The sequence below is a fragment of the Streptomyces callyspongiae genome (assembly GCF_047200695.1).
Taxonomy (GTDB): domain Bacteria; phylum Actinomycetota; class Actinomycetes; order Streptomycetales; family Streptomycetaceae; genus Streptomyces.
The window spans coordinates 190,786-207,047 of the sequence record NZ_JBJZOM010000002.1 but is presented as its reverse complement, the minus strand read 5'-3'; the positions used below and the strand labels follow the sequence as shown (position 1 = coordinate 207,047).

11 protein-coding genes and 3 pseudogenes are annotated in these 16,262 nt (G+C 66.4%); 7 read left to right on the top strand and 7 right to left on the bottom strand.

All coding sequences use genetic code 11. From position 1 onward, the window contains the following. Window positions 1-2 precede the first annotated feature (2 nt). Entirely contained in the window at window positions 3-839 is an 837-nt protein-coding gene (locus ACL06G_RS02625) for a DUF3159 domain-containing protein (RefSeq protein ID WP_412835316.1), read from the top strand. A 107-nt stretch (window positions 840-946) separates the two neighbouring features. Here the strand turns inward: ACL06G_RS02625 and ACL06G_RS02620 are convergent, their stop codons facing one another. Continuing rightward, window positions 947-1,615 carry a potassium channel family protein gene (locus ACL06G_RS02620; RefSeq protein WP_412785019.1) on the bottom strand — a complete coding sequence of 223 codons (669 nt, stop codon included), beginning with the start codon at window positions 1,613-1,615 and terminating at the stop codon, window positions 947-949. Then, window positions 1,612-2,283 carry a potassium channel family protein gene (locus tag ACL06G_RS02615; RefSeq protein ID WP_412785018.1) on the bottom strand — a complete coding sequence of 224 codons (672 nt, stop codon included), beginning with the start codon at window positions 2,281-2,283 and terminating at the stop codon, window positions 1,612-1,614. The genes ACL06G_RS02620 and ACL06G_RS02615 overlap by 4 nt, the downstream gene beginning before the upstream one ends. A 69-nt stretch (window positions 2,284-2,352) precedes the next feature. On the opposite strand from ACL06G_RS02615, the gene ACL06G_RS02610 reads away from it, so the two are divergent. The 3 genes from ACL06G_RS02610 to ACL06G_RS02600 all read left to right on the top strand — a co-directional run bounded on the left by ACL06G_RS02610 (window position 2,353) and on the right by ACL06G_RS02600 (window position 6,779). Then, on the top strand, window positions 2,353-4,389 hold the full coding sequence (locus ACL06G_RS02610; RefSeq protein WP_412785017.1) for an APC family permease: 2,037 nt from the start codon (window positions 2,353-2,355) through the stop codon (window positions 4,387-4,389). A gap of 116 nt (window positions 4,390-4,505) precedes the next feature. Next, window positions 4,506-5,858 carry a class I SAM-dependent RNA methyltransferase gene (locus tag ACL06G_RS02605; protein WP_412835315.1) on the top strand — a complete coding sequence of 451 codons (1,353 nt, stop codon included), beginning with the start codon at window positions 4,506-4,508 and terminating at the stop codon, window positions 5,856-5,858. 315 nt (window positions 5,859-6,173) lie between these two features. After that, window positions 6,174-6,779: a hypothetical protein gene (locus ACL06G_RS02600; protein WP_412785015.1), complete on the top strand. Its 606-nt coding sequence runs from the start codon at window positions 6,174-6,176 to the stop codon at window positions 6,777-6,779. 21 nt (window positions 6,780-6,800) lie between these two features. On the opposite strand, the pseudogene ACL06G_RS02595 reads toward ACL06G_RS02600, so the two are convergent. The 4 genes and pseudogenes from ACL06G_RS02595 to ACL06G_RS02580 all read right to left on the bottom strand — a co-directional run. After that, window positions 6,801-7,571, bottom strand: a pseudogene (locus ACL06G_RS02595) (3'-5' exonuclease); the annotation flags it as partial. Window positions 7,572-7,854: 283 nt separating this feature from the next. After that, the gene (locus ACL06G_RS02590; protein WP_412785014.1) at window positions 7,855-8,523 is read right to left on the bottom strand and encodes a hypothetical protein; all 669 of its coding nucleotides are present in this window, start codon (window positions 8,521-8,523) and stop codon (window positions 7,855-7,857) included. A gap of 13 nt (window positions 8,524-8,536) precedes the next feature. Beyond that, the gene (locus tag ACL06G_RS02585) at window positions 8,537-10,762 is read right to left on the bottom strand and encodes a WXG100 family type VII secretion target (protein WP_412835314.1); all 2,226 of its coding nucleotides are present in this window, start codon (window positions 10,760-10,762) and stop codon (window positions 8,537-8,539) included. A 51-nt stretch (window positions 10,763-10,813) separates the two neighbouring features. Further along, window positions 10,814-11,128: a hypothetical protein gene (locus ACL06G_RS02580; protein WP_412785012.1), complete on the bottom strand. Its 315-nt coding sequence runs from the start codon at window positions 11,126-11,128 to the stop codon at window positions 10,814-10,816. 389 nt (window positions 11,129-11,517) lie between these two features. Here ACL06G_RS02580 and ACL06G_RS02575 point away from each other — a divergent pair, with 389 nt between their 5' ends. Beyond that, the gene (locus ACL06G_RS02575) at window positions 11,518-11,859 is read left to right on the top strand and encodes a hypothetical protein (RefSeq protein WP_412785011.1); all 342 of its coding nucleotides are present in this window, start codon (window positions 11,518-11,520) and stop codon (window positions 11,857-11,859) included. A gap of 1,046 nt (window positions 11,860-12,905) precedes the next feature. Here the strand turns inward: ACL06G_RS02575 and ACL06G_RS02570 are convergent. Continuing rightward, a pseudogene (locus ACL06G_RS02570) lies at window positions 12,906-13,726 on the bottom strand (transposase family protein). A gap of 159 nt (window positions 13,727-13,885) precedes the next feature. Here ACL06G_RS02570 and ACL06G_RS02565 point away from each other — a divergent pair. Then, window positions 13,886-15,022: pseudogene (locus tag ACL06G_RS02565) on the top strand (IS256 family transposase); the annotation flags it as partial. A 613-nt stretch (window positions 15,023-15,635) separates the two neighbouring features. Beyond that, window positions 15,636-16,157, top strand: coding sequence for a DUF6416 domain-containing protein (locus tag ACL06G_RS02560; RefSeq protein ID WP_412835313.1), 522 nt, complete (start codon window positions 15,636-15,638; stop codon window positions 16,155-16,157). The last annotated feature ends 105 nt before the right edge of the window (window positions 16,158-16,262 follow it).

The window sequence follows — 16,262 nt, the reverse complement described above, 5'->3', positions numbered from 1 at the left end:
GGGTGACCTCACTCGACAAGCAGACCGCCGGCAACAACCCAGCGGGTGACGCGGCGGAGGCCACCGAGGAGGTCGCGGACCGGGCCGGAACCCAGCAGGCGCTGCTGGAGGCCTTCGGCGGCCTGCGCGGCTTCGTGGAGACCACACTGCCGGGGCTGGTCTTCATCCTCATCTACACGATCAACCAGGACGTCCACGCCTCCGCCATCGCCGCTCTCGTGCTCTCCGGCGTGATGTGCGTGGCCCGTCTCGTCGGCCGGAGCACCGTCAAGCACGCGTTCAGCGGCGTCTTCGGCGTGGTGGTCGGTGTCGCCTTCGCGGTCTTCACCGGCAACGCGAAGGACTTCTACCTGCCCGGCATGCTCTACGGGCTCGGGCTCTCCCTCGCCTACCTCATCAGCGCGGCCACCGGATTCCCCCTCCTCGGCATCATCCTCGGACCGGTCTTCAAGGAGAACCTCTCCTGGCGCCACCGCAACCCGGGGCGGAAACGTGCCTACGTGCGGGCCAGCTACGCCTGGGGGCTCATCTTCCTCGGGAAGTCGGCCATCCTCTTCCCGCTGTACTTCTTCGCCGATCCGACCCGCTTCGGCTGGGTCACCATCGCGCTGAAGATCCCGCCGCTGCTGCTCGCGGTCTACCTCACGTGGATCTTCCTCGCCAAGGCGCCTCCGCCGATCAACGTCATCGCCGAGATGGAGGCCGAGGAAGCCGCGAAGGCCGAAAATGCACAGGCCGAGGCAGCCGAGAACGAGGACAGGACGGAAGCGCCCGCGGAGAGTGCCGACGGAACCCCCGCAGCGTCCCCGTCCCGCCACGGGGGCCGGCACCGCCGCTGACCCCCGCTCCGCCCCTCGGCGCGGGGCCCCGGGGAGGCCCGAGGACCCGGGACGAGCAGCCCTCGCCCTCGCCCTCCTCGGACCCGGCCACCCGGCCCCGGCCCGGATCAGGCCGAGCCGCGCACCGACAGCAGATCCTCCAGCTGCTCCTCGCGCGAGGGCGCCGCGACGAAGAGCAACTCGTCCCCCGCCTCCAGCGCATCGTTCGGGTCGGGCGTCATCACCCGGTTCCCCCGGATGATCGTCACCAGCGCGGTGTCCTGCGGCCACCGCACGTCGCCGACCCGGGTACCGGCGAGCGCCGCCTCCGGCGCCAGGGTCAACTCCACCAGGCTCGCGTCGCCCTGCGAGAACCGCAGCAGACGCACCAGGTCGCCCACGCTCACGGCCTCCTCCACCAGCGCGGACATCAACCGCGGCGTGGAAACGGCCACATCCACACCCCACGACTCGTTGAAGAGCCACTCGTTCTTCGGATTGTTGACCCGGGCCACGACCCGCGGCACCCCGTACTCCGTCTTCGCCAGCAGGGACACGACGAGGTTCACCTTGTCGTCACCGGTCGCCGCGATCACCGTCTGGCACCGCTCCAGCGCCGCCTCGTCCAGCGACGTGATCTCGCAGGCGTCCGCCAGCAGCCACTCCGCCTGCGGCACCCGCTCGACGGAGATCGCCGACGGCGTCTTGTCGATCAGCAGGACCTCGTGACCGTTCTCCAGCAGCTCGCCCGCGATGGAACGGCCGACGGCCCCGGCACCCGCAATCGCCACTCTCATCGCTGCTGCGCCTCCTCCGGGCCCTTCGCGAACGCCGCCTCGGTCTCCGCGACCTGGTCGGTGCGCATCATCACATGCACCAGGTCACCCTCCTGCAGGACGGTCCGGGACGTCGGCAGCATCGCCTCGCCCAAGCGGGTGAGGAAGGCGACCCGTACGCCCGTCTCCTCCTGGAGCAGACTCACCCGGTGCCCGACCCACGCCGGCGAGGCATGCACCTCGGCCAGCTGCACGCCGCCGCTCGGATCCCGCCACAACGGCTCCGAACCGGCCGGCAGCAGCCGCCGCAGCATCTGGTCCGCCGTCCAGCGGACCGTCGCCACCGTCGGGATACCCAGCCGCTGGTAGACCTCGGCCCGCTTCGGGTCGTAGATGCGCGCCGCGACGTTCTCCACGGAGAAGTTCTCCCGCGCCACCCGGGCCGCGATGATGTTGGAGTTGTCGCCGCTGCTCACGGCCGCGAAGGCCCCGGCCTCCTCGATCCCCGCTTCCCGCAGCGTGTCCTGGTCGAACCCCAGACCGGTCACCCGGCGCCCGCCGAAGCCGGAGCCCAGCCGCCGGAACGCCGTCGGGTCCCGGTCGACCACGGCGACCGTATGTCCTTGCTGCTCGAGAGCCTGTGCGAGCTCGGCGCCCACCCGGCCACAGCCCATGATCACAATGTGCACGCCCGTCCCTCTCATCCACTACAGCGGGCCGTATCAGGATCGCACGAGTGCCCGCGTACGATCCTCCCCGTGCCGAAGTTGACCGACCTGCCGAAGCGGATCCTGATCGGCCGTGCCCTGCGCAGCGACCGACTCCACGAGACGTTGCTCCCGAAGCGGATCGCACTCCCCGTCTTCGCGTCCGACCCGCTCTCGTCCGTGGCGTACGCCCCGGGCGAGGTCCTCATCATGCTGTCCCTCGCAGGGGTCACCGCATACCACTTCAGCCCCTGGATCGCACTCGCGGTCATCGTGCTGATGTTCACCGTGGTCGCGTCCTACCGGCAGAACGTACGCGCCTACCCCTCCGGCGGCGGCGACTACGAGGTGGCCAACACCAACCTCGGACGCCGCGCCGGCCTGACCGTCGCCAGCGCGCTCCTCGTCGACTACGTGCTGACGGTGGCGGTGTCGATCTCCTCCGGCGTGGAGAACCTCGGCTCCGCCGTACCCCTCATCGTCGAGCACAAGACCGCCTCGGCCGTCCTGATCATCCTCCTCCTCACCCTGATGAACCTGCGGGGCGTGAAGGAGTCCGGCAAGCTGTTCGCCGTCCCCACCTACTGCTTCGTGTTCGGCGTGCTGTGCCTGATCGCCTGGGGCGCCGTCCGCCACTGGCTGTTCGGCGACGACCTCGCGGCACCCAGCGCCGACTACGAGATCCACACCGAGCACCCCGGCGGCCTCACGGGCGTCGCACTGGCCTTCCTCCTGCTGCGCGCCTTCTCCTCCGGCTGCGCCGCGCTCACCGGAGTGGAGGCCATCAGCAACGGCGTACCCGCCTTCCGCAAACCCAAGTCGAAGAACGCCGCCAACACCCTCGCCCTGATGGGCGCCATCTCGGTGACCATGTTCTGCGGCATCATCGGCCTGGCCCTGGCCACCGACGTGAAGATGGCGGAGAAGCCCGCCTCCCAGATCCTCATCGACGGCAGGCCCGCCGGAGCCGACTACACCCAGGACCCGGTCATCACCCAGGTGGCGGCCGCGGTCTTCGGCGACGGCTCCCTGCTCTTCGTGTTCCTCGCCGCCGCGACCGCCCTGGTCCTCTTCCTCGCCGCGAACACCGCCTACAACGGCTTCCCGCTGCTCGGCTCGATCCTCGCCCAGGACCGCTACCTGCCCCGCCAGCTCCACACCCGCGGCGACCGCCTGGCGTTCTCCAACGGCATCGTGCTGCTCGCCGGAGCCGCGGCCATACTCGTCGCGATCTACGACGCCGACTCCACCCGGCTGATCCAGCTCTACATCGTCGGCGTGTTCGTCTCCTTCACCATCAGTCAGATCGGCATGGTCCGGCACTGGAACCGCCTCCTGTCGACCGAACGCGGCCCCGCCGCCCGGCGCCGGATGCACCGCTCCCGCATCATCAACACCTTCGGCGCCTCCTTCACCGCGCTCGTCCTGGTCGTCGTGCTCGTCACCAAGTTCAGCCACGGCGCCTGGGTCTCCCTGGTCGGCATGGCCCTCTTCTACGCCGTGATGACCGCCATCCGCCGCCACTACGACAACGTGTCGGACGAGTTGACCGTCGACGAGAACGAGGAGGTGCCGGTCCGCCCCTCGCGGGTGCACTCCCTCGTCCTCGTCTCCAAGATCCACAAGCCGACACTGCGGGCCCTGTCCTACGCCCGCCTGATGCGCTCCGACACCCTCGAGGCCGTCACCATCAGCGTCGACGAGGCGGAGACCCGGGAGTTGCGCGCGGAGTGGGACCGGCGCGGCATCGACGTCCCGCTCAAGATCCTCGAGTCGCCCTACCGCGAGGTGACCCGGCCGGTGATCGACTACGTGAAGCGGCTGCGGCGCGAGAGCCCCCGCGACGTGGTGAGCGTCTACATCCCGGAGTACGTGGTCGGCCACTGGTACGAGCAGCTGCTCCACAACCAGAGCGCGCTGCGGCTCAAGGGCCGGCTGCTCTTCACCCCAGGCGTCATGGTCACCTCCGTGCCCTACCAGCTGGAGTCCTCGGAGATCGCCAAGCGCCGCGCCCGCCGGCGGGCCGACTGGAACGCACCGGGCGCCGTCCGCCGCGGCCCGGTGCCGCGGTCGAAGCGCAAGGACTGAAGCGCACCGACCGAAGGGCACGAACCGAAGCGCGGCAACCAGGGACCGGGCCCGTCCCCGCAGCGCCTAGACTGGGCCGCTGCCCCCGCCCCTGCACGTACTGGAGCCGCCTCCTCATGCCCGATTCCCAGGCCGACGACCGAGCCGACCGCTCCGCTGCGTCACGCGTCGGCGAGGAGCACACCGTCGAGGTCGGCCCCGTCGCGCACGGCGGCCACTGCGTGGCCCGCACCGAGGAGGGCCAGGTGCTCTTCGTGCGGCACACCCTGCCCGGCGAGCAGGTCCGGGTGCGCGTCACCGAGGGCGACACCGGTTCGCGGTTCCTGCGCGCCGACGCCGTGGAGGTCCTCCGCCCCGCCAAGGACCGCGTGCCCGCACCCTGCCCGTTCTCCGGGCCGGGCCGCTGCGGCGGCTGCGACTGGCAGCACGTCAAGCCGGGGGCGCAGCGCCGCCTGAAGGCGGACGTGCTGGCCGAGCAGCTGCAGCGCCTCGCCGGGCTCACCCCCGAGGACGTCCGCTGGGACGGGACGGTCGAGCCCGCACCGGGCGACAAGGTGCCGGCCGGCGAGGTGCCGGCCTGGCGGACCCGCGTGCAGTACGCCGTCGACGAGGAGGGCCGTGCGGGCCTGCGGCGGCACCGCTCGCACGAGGTCGAGCCCGTCGACCGGTGCCTCATCGCAGCGCCCGGTGTGAGTGAAATCGGCGTCGAGAAGCACCGGTGGCCGCAGATCGCCACGGTGGAGGCCACGGCCGCCACCGGCTCGCACGACCGCCAGGTCGTCCTCACCCCGCGCCCGGGCGGGCGGCTGCCGCTGGTCGAACTGGACCGGCCCGTCTCCGTGCTCCGCGTGGGGGAGAAGGACGGCGAGCTGCACCGCGTGCACGGGCGCCCGTACGTCCGCGAGCGCGCCGACGACCGCACGTGGCGCGTCTCCGCCGGAGGCTTCTGGCAGGTGCACCCGCAGGCCGCCGCGCTGCTCGTCGACACCGTCATGCGGGGTCTCACGCCGCGCAGGGGCGAGATGGCCCTGGACCTGTACTGCGGTGCCGGTCTGTTCGCCGGGGCCCTCGCGGACCGGCTCGGCGAGCAGGGCGCGGTACTCGGTATCGAGTCCGGCAAGCGTGCGGCCGAGGACGCCCGGCACAACCTCGCCGACTTCCCCCGGGTGCGCGTCGAGCAGGGGAAGGTCGAGTCGGTGCTGCCCCGCACCGGCATCACCGAGGCCGACCTCGTCGTCCTCGACCCGCCCCGTGCCGGTGCCGGCAAGCAGACCGTCCGCCACGTCGCCGGCCTCGGCCCGCGCCGCATCGCGTACGTCGCCTGCGACCCCGCCGCGCTCGCCCGCGACCTGAAGTACTTCCGCGAGGCGGGCTACGTCCCGCACTTCCTGCGGGCCTTCGACCTCTTCCCGATGACCCACCACATGGAGGCCGTCGCCATCCTCAAGCCGGCACCGAAGGACGCCTGACCCGCGGTATTATCGATGTGCATCATGTGCGGTGTGGGCGTTACGGGCGATATCTCGACGCTGAATTTGACGCTCGTTGATCATGGTTCGAGAGCGGTGTTGCACAGGCGCCGCCGGACTGTACGCGAACCTTGTACAACCTGCGGTCCATTGACAACCAGCGCGGGGCCGGAGCCCCCCGCCCGGGCTGGGCGGCGCTGGGTCGGGCAGAGAGAAAGACGGGGTGGAGCGCGTTCACTGCCAGGGCCGCGAACGGCAACTCTTGCCAGGAGCAGTGGCAAGTTCGGGCCTGGAGCTGGGCTAGCTCACGTTGCGGTGGCCACCGACGGACCCCTGGAACCTGCGAAGGAGCAGGTCGCGGACGTACCGCTGATCGATCTCCTGGACGACGTCGTCGATCTCACGCCGGACCTGTACACGGAGGCGACCCACCGGGACTATGCCGCGGACTACGCAGCGTTGAAGGACCGCCTGCGGGCGCAGCTCGAGGATCTTGCCGAGCTGTTGCCCGACCTTTCCGAGGGCACCGGCTCCTCGACGTCCGAGGCGGCGACCGTGAGCCTCTCCGAACTGGCCCGGGCCGGCCTTGTGGAGTACCGCGGGGAAGAGCCCAGCTCGTCCAGCGGCCAATTGGACACCGACTACCTCCAAGGCTTCCTGCGCAGCGCAGCGAACCGGCGGCGCTCCACGAGCGCGAGTGGTACTCACCGGCCCGACAGCCGTGGAGCACGCATCCCTCAGCTCGACATCGCAAGTCAGCGCAGATTCGGCCGCGCTTTCCGGGCGCTCCAGGATTTCGAGCGCCGGGTGCAGAATGTGGCGGATCTCGGGCAGGAAGCTGCCGAGTTGGCTCGGGACGGGCTCACCGGCGGCGCGCTCGAGCCCAGTGAGCCCGGGCCCAGCGAGTACGAAGGCCGCTGACGAGCCTGGCCGTCCCTCCGGTCACCGGCTTGCGCCGGCGGGGAGAAGCTCGCTCTTCCGGCCGCTCCACGAGACCTGCAGTGCCTCGCGGGCCCGAGTGCACGCCACGAACAGCAGGCAACGCTCTCGCAGGAGGTCCGTCACATGCTGCTTGGAGTCCACCTTGGCGGGAGTAATCTCCCGCGCGAACGGCAGCGCGCTCGCCGTCACCCCGAGTACGGCGACGCAGCGGAACTCGAGCCCTTTCATGGAGTGCATCGTCGCCAGGCGCACGCCGTCCATCTCCCGGCCCGGGTTCTCCCGGACCCGTACCGCCGGCACTCCCGCCTCCGAGAGTCTGTCGTATGCCTTGTCCAGCAGGAGATGGAACCGGGCGCACACGCCGATCTCGGCAGGACGGACACCCTGCGCGATCCACTCCTGGACCCGCTCGACCAGTGCCGCGACTTCCGCCTGTTCGGACCCATGCCCATCGACCGCCGGCGTTCGCCCGTGCAGCAGTGACCGGTAGCCGGTCAAACCGTCGGCACCGTCGCCGCTGAGGTCGTCGATGGGAACGTCGTGCAGGAGGCGAGCCGACCAGCTCAGGATCTCCTCCGTGCTGCGATAGTTGACCCGCAGCCGGTTCGTCCGGCCGGTCACGCGGATTCCCAAGGAGCGCAGCGAGACCTTCGCGTCGTAGATGCGCTGGTGGGGGTCGCCGGTGATGAACAGATCGTCGGTGCCGGAGGCGACGGCACCACGGAGTACCCGCCACTGGGCGGGGTGCAGGTCCTGAGCCTCGTTCCTCACGCAGCCGGTAGGAGGATGCGCCGTGCCGTGCGAAGTTGGGAGAGACGTCCGGGCGTACCGGCTCCCCGGCCGGCACGAAGAACTTGCGGCTGCCGTTGGTGCCCAGCATGTCCGTCTGCCGCCCCCGCGCCCTGGGCCGCCGTTCGGCAGCTGAAAGTAGAACTCCGGGTATTCGTCAGTCATACGTCCTCACCCCTTGCATGATCGTCGATCGTGCGCGCACCGGTCACCTGCCAGGGGCTCGAACTGCTTGTCATGGGACGTGCCTGAATGCTGGAAACCTCTAGTAGATTTCCAACGGGTAAGGCGGCAGGGGTGTTCCGGGTTCGCATTGAGAGTTGGAATCTCCACTGTGTGCGGCGTTCAAGGCGGTCTCGGTGAGGGAAACCCTGTGCTGCCCGCTTCGGGAACGCGAGGCCTGGGGGATTACCACAGTGGTGCTGAGTCGCACAGGCTTGTGGTCGAATATGAGATTCTCGCACGAGACGTAAATGGCGGCGGAGAAGGGAGTGTTGAAGGACGAGTCGCCGATATCGAGTTCTTGGAGGTCATCTATGGCGACGCCCTTACGCTGCATGTCTCTTCGCCAATCCTCTTTCGGTTTCTTGATCAACTCGCTTTTGATTTTTAGGGCTGCAGTGCCATCGACGATGATTGTGCAATTTGACCAGAAGTCTTGAGGGTTGTTGACGTCGTGGGCGTGTCGATCGGCTTTGATAGTTATTTGCTCCCCTTTCGGGAGTGCGCTCTGAAGAGGTTCAAGCTCTTCGCCGCCAAATTCAGCATTGCATACGCCCGCAGGGTTGAGGCGTGCGTAGCTATCGCTTGACGTTCGTTGCTGAATGTAATAGGCTGCGGCTAGTCCAATCAGGATAATAGTAGTCAATCCCGCTACTTTCAGTCGATGTTTCATGGGTGATGCTTTCTTTTGCGTGTCAATTTGATCTTTCATGAGGGCGTAGTGCTCAGTTGGGGAGGCTAATCTTCTTGTCTCTCGCGTAGGCAGTGATGTCGTGCTCGGCCTGGGCCATCCCAGATTCTGACGACGAGGCGATGTAACTTCTGTAGTCGGCCAATTCTTCCTTTGTCAAAGGCACATCATTGCCCAGGGCTGCAGTGGTGAAGGCCTCTTGGGATGTGATCCTTGTTGAATCCTTCACGTGCTCCCACTCATATCCCGCCGAGTAGACCGCTTGTTCGTCGTTGTCCTTCAGTCTCCCCTCGATCATCTCGTCGATGAGGCTATTCGTGATGCTGGTAGCGCCTGCTCCCACTCCTGCGCCGACCGCAGGTGTGGCAATGAATGAGGCGCCTACGCCGATTCCGACACCGACGATGCCTTGAGCCCATTTTCCCCCCGTCTTGAGTGACTCATTGTATTCTGCGTCGGACTGCACCACATTTCCTATGGAATCTTCCCGGCGGCCGATGCCAATCAGTCCCTGGACTTCGCCGTTCGACGCGGCAATATTCCTGATCGTTTCTTCCCGTCCTTGAGGTGACGCGTCCGGGTTCTGCAGGTGATAGTCCATGAGGCTGGATGTGTACGCGGTTTGACCCAGATTGACTGCGGCATATCCGTCGGGGTTTCCGCCTATTGTAAGGAGAAATCTTGCTGCGTCTCTTTCTCCGAAAGGCGCCTTGGCCCCTGAAGTAGGGAACAAGCTTTCGGCCGAGTCGGCATCTTTGTGCAGTTCCTGATTGAAATCGGGGAGGTATTCGGCAGCCATCTCTCCGAGACTGTCGTACATACCTTCACGGGCCAGGGAATCGCGCTCGGCGATGTCGTGAACAACCATGGTCATCAAACTCGCTTGTTCTTGAGTGTGTGCCGGAAGATCACCAGACGGTGCTTCATCGTATGGATGTCCGGTCACAGCCGCTTCCAGAGCATGGCCTAGGGAGTCGTAGCCAGCGGACTGGTCGCTGTTCTGGCTGCCGTCCTCGGGCCACTCGCGCTGTTCCATAAGATATTCGTAGTTCTTTTGATCAGCGAGAAATTCTGTTGCTGCAGATTGTTCAACAAACTCGCCGTCACTGACCTCGGGACTGCTGTGTCCCAACGCTTCCATGAAGCCAGTCATTGGGTCAGTGCCGAGGTCGTTCGGCGCACCTATGTTCAGCGAGGGGCGAGTGCCGACAGGATGGTCCCATAGGATTTTCGGATCCAAGCCGTCGCCAGTGAGTGCCCGCTCGGTCGCGATGAGTTTTTCTCCGTAGTCGGTGAGGAATTCGTTGTCCCACTCGCCGTAGCGCATCAGATTACTGGTTACTTGGAACCCATACGGAGCGGGGCCGCCGTGAGGTCGCTGCAGGATTTCTGGTCCGAGGTCTATCGTATCCTGCTTCCACTCTTTCATCCCGAACTTGTCGGTTTGGGAAGCGGTTCCGAGAGTCGTTCCAAGGTTCTTTTGCATCTGCTTCAGCAATTCGCGTCGTTCCTCCGGAAGTCTGACGCCAGGAGAATGCTGAGGATTGGCGACACTGGTCCAGAAGTTCATTGTTCCCTGTGATCCGAGGGAGGTAGTGAACTTGGCGGAGAATTCTGTGTCGTTGCGATTTACCTTGAGCAGATGATTCAGCTGGTTGAGTTCGGTCTTGGAGAGCTCTTCACCATTTGCGGCCTTCTTTGCGATAGCCGATGCTTTGGCTGCTTCAGCGGCATCTCCCGATGCGTAGCCTTTCCTGTTGAAGCCTTGGTCATCCGATCCGTTGGAGTCCTTTCGTAGCGCCATGTCGGCCGCTATGTCCGCTGCTGTTGCCTGGCTAAGTATCCGTTCGAGCCGGCCGGTATACCCAGACATAAGCTTTTGGCGTTGTTCTTTCCAGGCGAAATCCTTCCCTGCCACTGGAGATTCCCAAGTGGGATGTACATCGGCAATAGTGCCGGTGTCGTCCACCTTGAACTTGTCCTTGCGGGCGTCCTCAAGGAAGTCTTGGAGCTCTTTCTGCCACTTGATGAGCTCGCTGTGCGTATCATCCAGAAGCCTGGCGATCCGCCGCGCCTCCACAGCGGCCGCTTCGTATTGTTCCCTGGCCTTACGCATGTGCGCAAAGCCTTTAGCTGCAGCCTCTCCCTCCCAGCTGCCCTTGAGGCGATTGACGACTTGGGATTCGAACTGGTCCAGGAGACCTTCGTACTTGGACGGTAGTTTGCGCCATTCGGCCGCTGCCGTCGCGATCTTTGTCATGTCTGCTTCGCGTAGATAAACGAAAGAAACCACTATGCTAGTCCCCGTTTGTCAGCCGAAATCTGCCCGCATGCGCTGATACGCATCATTCTCTGCCTTTTCTCGTTCTGTGTACGAGTGCCGAGTGTCGTGGAGCTTCTCGCTGATATCCCGGAGGATCTGCTTCAAGTGAATAACCTGCGCACCCCAGCGCACGTCCATCTGGACGATCCCGCCCGCTGTGAGCCAACTGCCATCGTCCGGAGCGTTTCCGAATGTGTGCTTGTTCAGGTGCTTACTGGCATCCAAGGAGTCCTCGCTCGCTTGGTTGTCCACGTTTTCTGTCGAACCGCGCAGCCCCACGAGCGCGTCCGCGGCCTGTCGCATTGCTTCAAGATCAGCCCTGGTGTGGCCGCTTGACCCACCGCCTGGGCTATCCAACTTATTGAGCCTCATGGCGGCTGCGGGTTGTGACTCGGCTTCGCCAGAGTTGTTTTGTGGCACCGTCCCCCCCCATTCACTCTGTCCTGGCGTCTTCGCTAGCCAGCTTCGACGCCAGCTTGTCAAATTATGCAACATCGCGTATGCATGTCAATATCGAGTTGTCTGGCGCCCCATTCCGTGGCGGTTCTCCGTCCGCCCTGCGGTGGCAGGGCAGTGCAGATGCAAGAGCCTGCTGCCATATGCAACCGGGTCTGGTACTGGGAGACCGACGACGCCCAGGCGTACGGTCGTGGCTTCGACAACAGGTCGGATCAGGCGAAGGCCGCGCTGAAGTGAGCGACAGGGCGACACCGCGGCTCCACACCGAGCGGAGAGACCGGCGCGGCCGGGTCGCAGGGGTGATCGTCGGTGCAGCGCTCACGTCTCTGTGCCTGATCGTCGCCGCCTACTTCCTCCTGCTCGCCTTCATGATCACCCCGGACGGCTTCTGGGACCACGAGTCGGTGTCGAGGGCACGCATCGCAGCGGGGGTGAGCATCGTGTTCGCCGGCCTCGGCGCGCTGCTGGTACGCGCCTTCAACAAGGCGCGATGGCTGCGCACATGGTGGTACGCGCTTCCGGTCGTACTCGTCGCCGGATCGATCTGGCGCATGGTCTTCCCGGGCCAGGCGTAGCCGCCTGCTGGAGAGCAATTCCGTCATGGGGCTTACGAGCCGGGCGTTCTCAGCCCCGGTGCAGAACGCAGTGTTCCAGCCGCTCGTCGTCCCTCGCCGTCGCACCGACGAAGGAGCTCAGGCTCAGGTGGTCCGGCGATGTCGGTGGATGCTGCGCGGGCGCTGGGGCGGGCGTGGCGTGGCGGAATGCGCCTGGCGGGCGGCTGCGTATGCGGCAAAGCCGGAACTCGCGGTCAGCGGAGGCGAGGGCGCCCGATGGGTCCGGCAGTCGGGGCACAGCGTCTCGTCGGCGCCCGGCGGCGGGGTGAAGAGGCGCGGCTGGCCGTGGCGCGTCGTGCACTCACGCATGCGCGCAACGCGCGGCTCCGGCGTCGGGGCTTCGGCCGCTGTGGCCTGTGCTGATGGTGGCGTCGCTTCGGGGAGGGCATGCTGGAGGCGCCAGTGCAGGGCGCCGAGAGGCTTGCGGGCGCTGTCCAAGCCCTCGGTGAGTGCCTGGCGGATACGCAGCTTCGACAGGCCCGTCTCCAGCCACTTCGCAGCGAGCGGCGCCCAACGCCGTGCCGTACGTGCCGACATGGCGAGCTGCGGGTCGACCCGGCCGAGTGAGAGCAGTAGAGCCTCGGCTGCAGCATGCGTGTCGGGTGCGGGTTCCGCGTGGCGGGCTGGTGCCTCGGTGCGGGCCGGGCTTGGCTTCGGGGACCCGGCCGCCGACTCGGAGGCAGGGCTGGCTGGTTGGGTGGTGTTCTCTCCAGTCTTCTTCTCTGGTAGACGACCGACGGGCGGACCCGTTGGTTCACGAGCAATGCTCAAGACCTGTGGAGCGGCCTCGGGTTGGACGTGAAAGGGCGTACCTTCCCGAGTGATCGATAGGTCACCGAGTAGACCGACGTTGCACCGTCGGTTGGGAAGGCACGCCCATGCTCAGCGTAGTCAACGAGGACGGTACGACCGAGTCCGGTTCGCTGATCGACGACATCGTCCGTGAGGGTGCGAGGCGGATGCTCGCCGCCGCTCTGGAGGCCGAGGTCGACCAGTGAAAGCGAGGGTCATGCCCATTGCTGGTTGAGGACGAGCGCTGCGCGGGCGATGTCTCCGATGCGGCTGGGGCTGAGCGTGACGTACTTCAGCATCCGCCACCGCTCCTTGAGTTCGGCGGCGGCTCGTTCACCCAGCGCACGGAGCCCGCGCAGGAGCGCGTTGTAGGTGCGGGTGTCGGCGTGCAGGGCTTCTGAACTCTTGCCGGCCGGGCGTTTGACGGGGACGTGTACTCCGATGCCGGCGCCTTCGTAACCGGCGTCGGCCAGAGTCGGCAGGCCGTCCGCGGCCGCTGCGTACAGGGCGGGCAGCGCGTGTATCCGCGCGGCGGCGAGGTCATGGGTGGATCCGGGCTCCACGTCGCCGACCCACAGCGGTGAACCGTCGGGGGAGCTGAGGAACTGCACGTTTCCGCCGAAGCGCGCATGTTGCCCGAGTACCACTCGTCGATGAGCTGCCCCGTGACGCTCAGTACGGTGCCGGCCAGGCGATCGGTGCCGATCAGCATGCCGTCCAGCACCACGTGGCTCATCCCCTCCGCCTTGCAGTGCTCCAACGCCTGGTGCAGATCACGCGCCTGGGTGGCCAGGACGTCGATGCCTTCGTGCAGGTAGCGGTAGGCGGTGGCCTGCGAGATGCCCGCGTCCCGGGCCAGGCAGTGCACACAGGCCCGCTCACGGAACCAGCGCAGCACCAGGACCGCCTGACGAAAGGTGCCCACCGCGCGCGAACCCTTCGGGGTGCCGATGATGCGCCGCTGCCCTGCCAGCAGGCGCGAGAGGTACTCCAGCACGTGGCGGGGGACGTCGAGCATGGCAACATAGGTGACCAACGTGAAGCCTCTGGTGTTGTCGGACGATCTTGTGGTGAGAACCGTCCTACCAGGGGCTTTACGTCTGCCTGCGGCAGGGTGACTCGGTGTCCGATCACGCCACACCCGGGAAGATCAACCCACCACTTCGCGAAGATCATTTCGCTGAGAAAACCTCAGTACATCGCCGAGCTCGCCGGTGAAAGGGACGAGAGCGGGCGCCGCCTGGTCGTGCGCAACGGCCGTCACCGGCCCCGCACCGTCACTACTGCGGCGGGACCGGTCGAGGTCACCGCCCCACGCGTGAACGACCGCCGCGTCGACGAGGCCTCCGGCGAGCGCAAGAAGTTCTCCTCGAGGATTCTGCCGCCGTGGGCGAGGAAGTCCCCGAAGATCAGTGAGGTGCTGCCCCTGCTCTACCTGCACGGACTGTCTTCGGGCGACTTCGTGCCCGCGCTTGAGCAGTTCCTGGGTACCTCGGCAGGCCTCTCAGCGGCGACGGTGACCCGGCTGACCAGGCAGTGGCAGGACGACCACGCCGCGTTTCAGGGCAGGGACCTGTCGGGCAGCGACTACGTGTACGTGTGGGCCGACGGTGTCCACCCCAAGGTGAGGCTCGGGCAGGCACACGCGTGTGTGCTGGTGCTGATGGGCGTGCGCACTGACGGCCGCAAGGAGCTGATTGCCCTGGCTGAGGGGTTGCGGGAGTCGGCCGAGTCGTGGGCCGACCTGCTGCGCGACTGCCGCAGGCGCGGTATGCGTGACCCGATGCTGGTCGTCGGGGACGGCGCGATGGGCCTGTGGCGAGCGCTCGCGGAGGTGTTCTCGCAGGCCAGGCACCAAAGGTGCTGGGTTCACAAGGTCCGCAACGTCACGAACGCTCTCCCGAAGTCCGCCCAGCCGGGCGCGAAGAAGGCCCTGCAGGAGATCTACAACGCCGAGGACCGGACGCATGCCGAGAAGGCGGTGAAGGAGTTCGCAAGCACCTACGGGGCGAAGTGGCCCAAGGCGGTGAAGAAGATCACCGACGACGTCGATGAGCTGCTGGCGTTCTACGACTTCCCCGCCGAACACTGGGTCCACCTGCGGACCACGAACCCCATCGAGTCGACCTTCAGCACGGTGAAACTCCGCACCAAGGTCACCCGCGGAGCCGGCAGCCCCGCAGCCGCCCTGGCCATGGTCTTCAAGCTCGTGGAGTCCGCCCAGGAACGCTGGCGAGCCATCACCGGCGCCCACCTGGTCGCCCTCGTCCGCGCCGGCGCCGTCTTCAAGAACGGCGAACTTGTCGAGCGTCCCCAGGATCACGCGGCCTGATCCACTTCAACCGACCCACAAGTCTTGACAATTACTCCACGTGACGGCCAAGCGCGCCCTGATCGACACGGCCCGCGCGGCACGGACACGGCGGAGGCCCGGCGCGGACGATCACGAAGCGGCCTCCGAGTTGTGGAACGCCCTGCGCGCGTCCCTCACACTCTTGACCCTCGAAGGGCTACCGGCGCTGGGACACCTTGAGGAGTCTGCGGCGACCCTCGGCGGCAGGGCGCGGATCCTGCTGTGGGAACTCCTCGTCCACGGCACCACGTTCGACGTGGCGGACTGGGGTCGTGATCACCGAGCAGCTGACCCTCGAGATGAAGCTGCTCGCCGAGCAGGCTGAGGGCCGTCGGCTTTTGGAGTTCACCCCGCGGCCGAGTCGGCCGCAGCAGCGGACGGCGTCCCGGGGCCTCCGCCGGAGTGCCAGCGGTGCGGACCGTGCCCGGGACCATGCATCGGAGAGGGGCGTGGTCGAGGGGTTAGGACGCGCTCGCCATGCGGAGCCATGCCGAAGCCACTGATGGCTTTTGACAGATGCCTACGAGTACTGAAAAGCTATCAGTGGCTTCCAGATGGCTTCTGGGATCTTCTGTATGGAGTGGAGACGACCATGATCAAACTCAACCTTGGCTCGGGAGCCGAGCTCACGCTCTCCAAGTCGCAGGCGCTGCACGTCGCCGAGCAGCTGAATCTGGCCCTTCGGCAGGTCGACGAACCGGGAGCATCGCCCTCGAGTTATTCGACCCCACGAGTGCTCGGTGACGACCATCCGATGTGGAACGCACACTCAGGAGGTGGGAGAGACATCCAGGAGTGGGACGCCGAGAGTGACCTTCAGCTCGCTGAGTGGTACTACAACGCAGTGACTCCCAAAGTGCGGTTCTTCCTGGATCTCTTGATGGACCACCCGGGGCAGCGGCTTGATGCTGACGAGATCTGCGAGAGGAGCGCGGGACGCTTCTCCGGCCGTCCCTCACTCTCGGGGTCACTGAAGGGCCTCGCCAAGCAGCACGAGAAGGCGAATCGGAACTATCCGTTCTATTGGTGGGAGGATGCACCAGGCAAACCGTCGTGGTATGCGATGAAGCCCTCTGTTGCCCGACTGTTCCAGCAGGCACGCGGACGAGACTGAAGGTGGCCTCGATCGTTCGTGCGGGGCCCTCGTCAGCTGTGGTGGCGGGGACGTGCTTCCGATGACCCACCACATGGAGGCCGTCGCCATCCTCAAGCCGGCGCC